6 protein-coding genes are annotated in these 7,165 nt (G+C 67.6%); 2 read left to right on the top strand and 4 right to left on the bottom strand.

What is annotated here, in order from left to right:
* Positions 1-381: 381 nt before the first annotated feature.
* Complete coding sequence (locus tag ABZ471_RS47075) at positions 382-1,263, top strand: hypothetical protein (RefSeq protein ID WP_359075307.1); 882 nt, start codon at positions 382-384, stop codon at positions 1,261-1,263.
* A 90-nt stretch (positions 1,264-1,353) separates the two neighbouring features.
* Here ABZ471_RS47075 and ABZ471_RS47070 read toward each other — a convergent pair whose 3' ends face one another.
* The 3 genes from ABZ471_RS47070 to ABZ471_RS47060 form a co-directional block, all read right to left on the bottom strand.
* Positions 1,354-2,580, bottom strand: a complete 1,227-nt coding sequence (locus ABZ471_RS47070) for an N-6 DNA methylase (protein ID WP_359075306.1) — start codon at positions 2,578-2,580, stop codon at positions 1,354-1,356.
* 69 nt (positions 2,581-2,649) lie between these two features.
* Positions 2,650-4,020, bottom strand: a complete 1,371-nt coding sequence (locus ABZ471_RS47065; RefSeq protein WP_359075305.1) for an IS1380 family transposase — start codon at positions 4,018-4,020, stop codon at positions 2,650-2,652.
* Positions 4,021-4,865: 845 nt separating this feature from the next.
* Positions 4,866-5,444 carry an ISAs1 family transposase gene (locus ABZ471_RS47060; RefSeq protein WP_359075308.1) on the bottom strand — a complete coding sequence of 193 codons (579 nt, stop codon included), beginning with the start codon at positions 5,442-5,444 and terminating at the stop codon, positions 4,866-4,868.
* Here ABZ471_RS47060 and ABZ471_RS47055 point away from each other — a divergent pair.
* Positions 5,424-5,600 (top strand): hypothetical protein, encoded by a 177-nt coding sequence (locus ABZ471_RS47055; protein WP_359075304.1) that lies wholly within the window; start codon positions 5,424-5,426, stop codon positions 5,598-5,600. The genes ABZ471_RS47060 and ABZ471_RS47055 overlap by 21 nt on opposite strands.
* Before the next feature lie 7 nt (positions 5,601-5,607).
* On the opposite strand, the gene ABZ471_RS47050 is transcribed toward ABZ471_RS47055, so the two are convergent.
* Complete coding sequence (locus ABZ471_RS47050; protein ID WP_359075303.1) at positions 5,608-6,564, bottom strand: IS481 family transposase; 957 nt, start codon at positions 6,562-6,564, stop codon at positions 5,608-5,610.
* Positions 6,565-7,165: the final 601 nt, after the last annotated feature.

Below are 7,165 nucleotides of genomic sequence, written 5' to 3'. Positions count from 1 at the left end.
AGCAGACCGCCACCATCCTCGGCGATGCGCACATGTGAACCCCGACGCCAAACCGCGATCTTCGACGCGCCACCGCCAACCATGCACGAGCTCGTTAGACAAGCCTCATCATCCCAGCTCAGGAGGCACTTTCGCGTTTCCGCTCGAGAACCGGACGCCACGGCAAGTGAAGCGGAGGTTAGTGCGCAGCTGGCCCAAGATGCGACGGGCAAGCGGAAGAGTTTCACTGGACGTGATGGGCTCGCACGCTGTCATGGCGGTGCCGCTTCGGAATACGGCTCACCTCCCTGCGCAGTCCAGCAGACGACTCGTAAGAGATCAGGGGCAACTAACGAAGGAGACTTTGTCATGACTACTACAAAACATGAGCAAGCAGTCGGAGTGGACGTACATTTCGGTCCGGCGGTACCGGAAGATCAGCGTGACGACATCGAAAGTTCCATCCGGGCCATGGCTGCCCGCTCGACCGAGGAGCGAGACAAAGCTCGCGCAGCGGAAGCCCGGCACCAGAAGCTGGCGAATGCGATCAATGCTCCGCTAGCGAAGCTGGTCAAACAGGACTCGAGTGCAGTTAGCGAGTTTGAGGATCTCCTCGCCCAACAAAAATTCGAGTTCGACTCCGCAAGCATTCTGCATCCACAAGAGCCCATCGAGGTCGAAGAGGCCTCCCTCGTGGTGCGCACCCTCGGGGTGAAGCTTGAGACTCCGCCGTATCCCTTCGACTGGAAGTGGCACCAACTGAACGGAAGCGCGCCTTACGACACCTTCCTTAACCGCTCCCGAGGTGCTGTCGGCATTGAGGCGCGGTGTGGGCCCCTCGTGCCGGGAAGCGGAGGAAAGTTCGTAAATGCGCACGCGGGCTTCGGGGTGTTCGTCCGGCCGACTGTCAGTGGCATCCTGACATGCGACTCCCTGCGACTGATGACCTGGGGCTACTTTGTTGGGGCTCTCGGCATCGGAAGCAACGCCACCGTCGAGGGCGGTGTCGAACACACCATCATGGAGGATGGAGTGTTCAGAGCGGGCGGGTCCCACAAGTTGTTCCGCAAGCGGGTGAGCGTTGACGAAGTTAGCTCTGGGCACAGCCAGGGTGTCATCGCAGATTCACCGATGCCCGTCTCGTTCCCGGTGCTTGCCGGGCACGGCTACACCTTCAATGTGGGCGCTTGGGTCTACGCGGACAACACCGCCGGCGTCGGAACATCCGGAGCAGTTGCGGTCATCGGCGGGGGTTTCCCGAGCATGACCGTCAACACACCCTGACGGCAGTTCGCCGGGGAACTGATTGCCCGTTCAGAGCTCGGAAAACGGCTCCACCCTCGTCGCCCGAGGGTGGAGCCACACCGTTCACGTTCAGTCCTTGGTGGGGTTGGTGCGGGTCTTCTTGGCCGCAGGGCGTTTGGCCTTCGGCTCCTTGTCGCCGGTGGCCTCGGTCTTCGGCTCTGGGGTGGGCACGCGCTTGGGCTGGTTCGTGAGCGCGGGCAGCAGCTGGTCGCGCAGTACGGATGCGAGAGCTGCGGCAAGGTCGGTGTGCCGGGTGGCGAGGGTGGCGTGCCAGGAGCGGCCCGGCGGGCGTCGTTGTCGGCCTGTGCTCGGGCCTGCTCCTCGTCGGTGCCGACTGCGGGGATCGGCGGCAGGTCGGGGCCTGCGGTGATCCACGTCTGGATGGTCAGGTCGCCGGGTTGCAGGCGCAGGCCCACGCGGTGGCCTTCGGGGTGGGTGTAGTTGGCGGTGCGGTTGGGGGTATCGGTGTCCTCTTTGATCCAGGGCCCTTCGAGGTCGGGGGCGAGCTGGTCGACTGGGTGTGTGGCGCCGGTGCGTTTGGGCGCGGCGAAGGACGGGGCGGAGATGCGTAGTTGGGGTGTGGTGCGGGGTCGTGTGAGGTCGTGCTCTTCGGTCATGCGGGAACTGGCTCCTCGGTGAGCTGGTCGAGGAGGCGGAAGCCGCGGCGAGCGAGTCGATGTCGTTGCCGTACCAGGTGTAGTCGTGTGGATTGAGCTGGAGTTCGCGCAGACGCTGGACCACGGAGCGGAACATGGTGCCCGAGCCGACAGCGGGCTCCCCGATGGACTTGTTCTCGCCGCCGACGTCCTTGTCCACAAGGATCCGGGCCATCAGGTCGGTGACGCACGGAGGCGTGTGGTATTCGCCGCGCCACTTCTTGTCGCTCTTGTGGCGCAGGCCGGTCAGGAGCGGGCTGAGGACGTCGGACTCGGAGCGCCAGTACGGGTCGTCGTGGCCGGTGAGGTCCATCAGGCCGGTGTTGATGGCGGCGTGCGTGACGGCGTGGACGGCGCGCAGTTGCTGCTTGTCGGGTTGGGGGTTCCAGGCCCAGTCGTGCAGGCGTATGGCCCGGTTGATCAGGTCCGGCCGTTTGATCCAGTGGCCGAGGTAGATCTCTTTGAAGAGCTGCGGGAGTTCGTGGGGCTGGAGGTTGAGTATCCAGTCGGCGAGGCCGGGAACGTTGCGCAGGAGCGCGAGCGCGGCGACCGTGCCTAGCCTCGCCGGTTCGGTTGGGGTGATGAGACGTCGCTGATCGTCAGCTGTCATGTGGGCGAGGTGTTTTCGCTGCTTGGGCATGGCGGAGTCCCGGCGCGGTGGTCGGGTTCTCCGGGGTCTTTCGGGTCGTGGGCGGACGGGGGTTTTCCGTCAGCCGGCGGGTCGGGGCAGTGCGGCGAGGCGGTGGAAGGCCGTGGTCAGTGCGTGTCCCCAGGGCCAGGTCGCCGATATCCGCAAGCGCAGGCGGCGGCCGCCGCGGGTGAGGCGTGCGGCGACGTGCAGCAGCCGGTAGCGGAGCTTCTTCGGCTCGGCAGTGGCGAGTTCGCCGTCCAGCAGCAGGACACGGGTCCAGGACAGCAGATCGATCGCCGCGAGGCTGAGTTCGAGCCAGACGGCGTTGACGCCGAAGTTGCGGGAGGGGAAGCGGCCGAAGCCGGTGGTCTTGCCGCATCGGATGTGGTCCTCGACGGTGGCATGCCTGCGGTGGCGGACCTCCAGGAACTGGGCGGAGCCGCCACCGGAGTACGGGGTGTCGGTGAACAGGGACAGCTGGGCCCCGGGATGCGGGCGTTCACGGCGCACGATGATGCGGGTTCCGGCCGGATAGCCGTCCAGATCGACCATGCCGGTCAGCTCGGCGACCTCGGCGCCATCACGCAGCGTCCCGTCCTGGTTAAGGGCGGGATGCCAGAGGCGGTCGGGCACGGCCCGGACAGCGCGGCGGACCGGCTCGGTGATGGCGTATCCGACCGAGAAGCAGGTACGGATTCCTCGTTTCTGCACGTCGCGGACGTGGGCGAGGAAGGCTTTCGCGGATCCGGCGCTGTCAGTGCGGATGAGGATGTCGGTGCCGTGCCGGTGAGCGTCGGGGAGCTGGGCGAGTGCCTGGTCGAGTACCGTGATGTGGTCGGTGGCAGTGTTGGCGCCGGCGTTTCCGGGACGCAGCCGGCCGGACAGTGCCTCGCCGGTGTTGGCCAGGAAGCGCAGTAGCGGATGGAAGCCGAAGCCGCCCTTATAGGTGGGTGCGGCCTGCTCTTTCTCGGAGTGGCAGGTGACCAGCGTGGCGTCGAGGTCCAGGACGCGACCGGGCAGCATGCGTCCCGCGGCCCGGACTGCGGGAATGCCCTCGCCGTGCTCGGCGGCCTGCAGCCAGGCGACTTCCCGGGCTTGGGCACGGGCCGCCCGCAGAGAAGACAGTGCCCTCTCGTCGGTGTCGGCGAGCAGCCGCCAGGCCGTCGGTGTCGAGGCGACCGAACCGAACACCCCTGCCTGGTCACGCAGTACGGCCAGATCGGCAATGGCCTCGCCGCCGTCGGCGAGCATCACCGCCAGATCGGCGGCGATCCGGCCCGGATCATGCCCGGTCCTGCGCGGCCGGAGCGGCCTGAGCGCGGTGGAGTACGCGGCGGTGACCCCGGTGGCATCAGCGAGATCCGTCAGCAACCGTGCCCCGGCGTGACTGACCACCCCCGAACCATCGGCACTGACCTGGGCCTTGGGACGCAACCCGATAGCCTGCACGTAGAAAGTGCCCTCCGCCTGGACCGACAGAACCCCTCAGCAAGGTTCATCGTCCCAGGTCAGGAAGGCACTTTCGCGTTTCCGCCTCACCAGCCGCCGTACCCAACCGAAACGGCGAGGCTAGTTCGCCTCGCCGGTGTCCGACGGCGCCGGAGCGCTGTCCGACGCGCAGCCTGACGGCGCCGGAGCGGGTTGCTGATCACCGCCAGCAGCGCTTCCCTGCGCCGTGGTGTCGCCGCCTGGGGAGCAGTCGGCGGTGGCCGAGGGGCAAGCACCGCCATCGGATGACATCATCATCATCGGCCCCATCATTCCAGCCCCCATCATCGGCCCCATCATTCCAGCCCCGAGGCGGAGGAGCCCCCCGAGCGCGTTGATGAGGCCGATGACGCGGGTGAGGCTGGTGATGCCCTTGAGGACGTTGTCTAGGGCGGCTCCCGGAGGAGCTTTCGGAGCGGGTGCTGGAGCGGCTGCCGGAGCGGGTGCTGGAGGAGTAGCCAGGGATGCTGCCAGAGTTCGGCCGACGCAGGCGGCGGCGGGCGAGCTCGCTGAGCTGGGAACCCTACTGGTACCCGTGGCGAAGGCCGCCGGCAGCAGGACCCCAGATGTCAGGACCACCGCCGCAACTGTCGCGACAGCGACCTTCCGCTTCCTGTTATTGACGCGTTTGTGGCTCGACGTTCCCTGTCTGGTCGTGGACGTTTCCATTGTGCTGCTCCTGAGTCGGTGGCGAACCCCCCCGCGTTCATCGTTCGATGCTCATTGCAGAGGCAACCATCGTTCGGCGGATCCTCTCGGGGGTGGAGGCTCAGCGCCGAAAGTACGGGCAGGCGGCAGGCAATCGGCTATGTAGTCCGGGCGTGAGGCCGCGTCGAGTCCGACAGGCAGGATCTCGGGCAGCCGACGTGGTGCAGAAGATTTTCGATCTTCCAGTGGCCGCGGATCCGGGCGGCGAGCTGGGCGCCGCTCGCAGCTCCAGGAGGCACGCTGGTGATCAGGTAGACGCGTTCGATGGTGAGCTTGCCGCTGGTGAAGTCCTGCCTCCAGCGCACGACTTGGAGGGCCTGGCGGGCTTCGGGGTGGTCGATGTGGGCGAAGGCCGCAGTCTTCAGCCTGCGGATCTCGTGGCGGTGGTGGGCGCGGGTGCGCTCGTAGTGGTCGAGGGTGATGTCGGGCCAGGGCAGACGGCGCACCCTGTCGAACAGGGTGGGGTGGTTGGCCTTGACCTGGGCGATGTAGTGGGCGCCGCGTTCGCGGAGGTAGGTGCCGTGGGCGTGCTGGGTGTGCAGGGCGTCGGCGGTAATCACGGTGTCGGTGAGGTCGATCGTGTCCAGCAGGGGGGCGAAGGCGGGGATCTCGTTGCTTTTGTAGGCGACCTGGCGCTGGGCGAGGACGGTGCCGGTGTGGTCCATCGCGGCGAGCAGGGTGACGTACGTGGTGGTGGCGGTGCGCGAGCCGCGCAGGGCCTTGCCGTCGACCGCGACGCGGAGGGCGAGGGGACAGCCTGGACGGAGGCTGCCGCGGCCGCCGGCGCCACCAACGCGCAGGCTTTCGGCAAGCGGGTCCGCCGCAAGACCTAACTAACGCCTAGCTGTATTGACCCGCAGGGTTGTTTACGCGGGTGATGGGTGGCTTGCCGCCCAGTGCGGTGTGGCAGCGGTGGTGGTTGTAGGTGTGGAGGAAGTCTGCCAGGGCGTCGGTGCGTTCGGTGTTGCTGGTGTAGGGCCGTAGGTAGGCCCATTCGTCGAGCAGGGTGCGGTTGAAGCGTTCGACCTTGCCGTTGGTTTGTGGCCGGTAGGCGCGGGTGAGCTTGCCGGCCGCGCCGAGTTCGGCCAGGGCCTGCTGCCAGGCGAAGCTCTTGCGGTAGGGCCAGGCGTTGTCCGTCAGGACCCGCTCGATGCGGTCGATGCCGCAGGTGGCGAAGAAGTCTGCGGCCCGACGCAGGAAGCCTGCACAGGTGGCGGCCTTCTCGTCGCCGTGGATCTCGCTGTAGGCGAGGCGGCTGTGGTCGTCGACGGCGGAATGGACGTAGTCGAAGCCCACGCCGCTGCGCCGGGCCCCGCCGGCCTGGCGGCCCAGGACCTTGTGGCCGCCGCCGTCGGGGATCCGGCCGAGCTTCTTGACGTCGACGTGGACCAGCTCGCCCGGCCGGTCGCGTTCGTAGCGGCGGATGAGCTCTCCGGTGGGCCGGTCCAGGAAAGCCAGACGGTTCAGGCCGTGGCGGACCAGGATGCGGTGCACGGTCGAGGCGGGCAGGCCCAGGATCGGTCCGAGCCGGGCGGGGCCGAGCTTGCGTTCCTGGCGCAGCCGGCACACCCCGGCCTCCACGGCTGCCGCGGTGCGATGCGGTGTCGTGCGGGGCCGGCTGGGCCGGTCGTGCAGCCCCTGCTCGCCCTCGGCCCGCCAGCGGCGGATCCACTTGTGGGCCGTGGCCCGCGAGATGCCCATTTCGGCCGCGACATGGGCGACGGGCCGACCGGAACGGACACGCTCAACAAGAAGCCGCCTGCCGTGAACGGTCAGCCGGGCATTACGGTGGGACACGAAGACCTCCGTGCGGTGCAGTCCTAGACAGCTCCACCACACCGGAGGTCTTCGCCATGATCAAGCCCCACGGCTGTCAACAACGCTCGTGATCAATACACCTAGCCGCCGAGCAGCGGCGCCGCATGGCGGCTCGACGCGGCACCCGGCAGGCGCACACCTCCTGAAGCGTTAGGCACGAGACCATGTCTCCTGCCCGGACAGCGCCGGAGCGCTCCCCGAGGACACCGCGCACCTGAGACCGACGCCACATCGACTCACGCAAGATTCTTTGACGATCCGCCCGCCGCCGAGGTCCGAGAGGTGGACGCACCCGACTACACGATCGAGGACGTGGTGAAGGACAGATCCGTGCCTACCCGGACGACGTCGCAGGCCCCCCGCGACGTGCTGATGCATTCTCGACTCCGTTGAACACTCCGGCCCCTGTGCTGCGTACCCATGTCTGTGCGGCGGCGCAGCAGGGCGCTGCAACATCCGGGCAAGGCGGAGTTGAGGATGAAGATCTCCTGGCGGACCGCCTCGCTGGTGGCCACGGCAGCTTCGGTGCTGGCGCTGACGACGGCGTGCGGTCAGGACAACAGCACCACCCCGGCATCGG

Origin of the sequence: Streptomyces sp. NPDC005728, from assembly GCF_040630895.1 — a bacterium.
In the GTDB taxonomy this organism is placed as follows: domain Bacteria; phylum Actinomycetota; class Actinomycetes; order Streptomycetales; family Streptomycetaceae; genus Streptomyces.
Note: the sequence above shows the minus strand (reverse complement) of the source record. Positions and strands in the feature narration are given on the sequence as shown.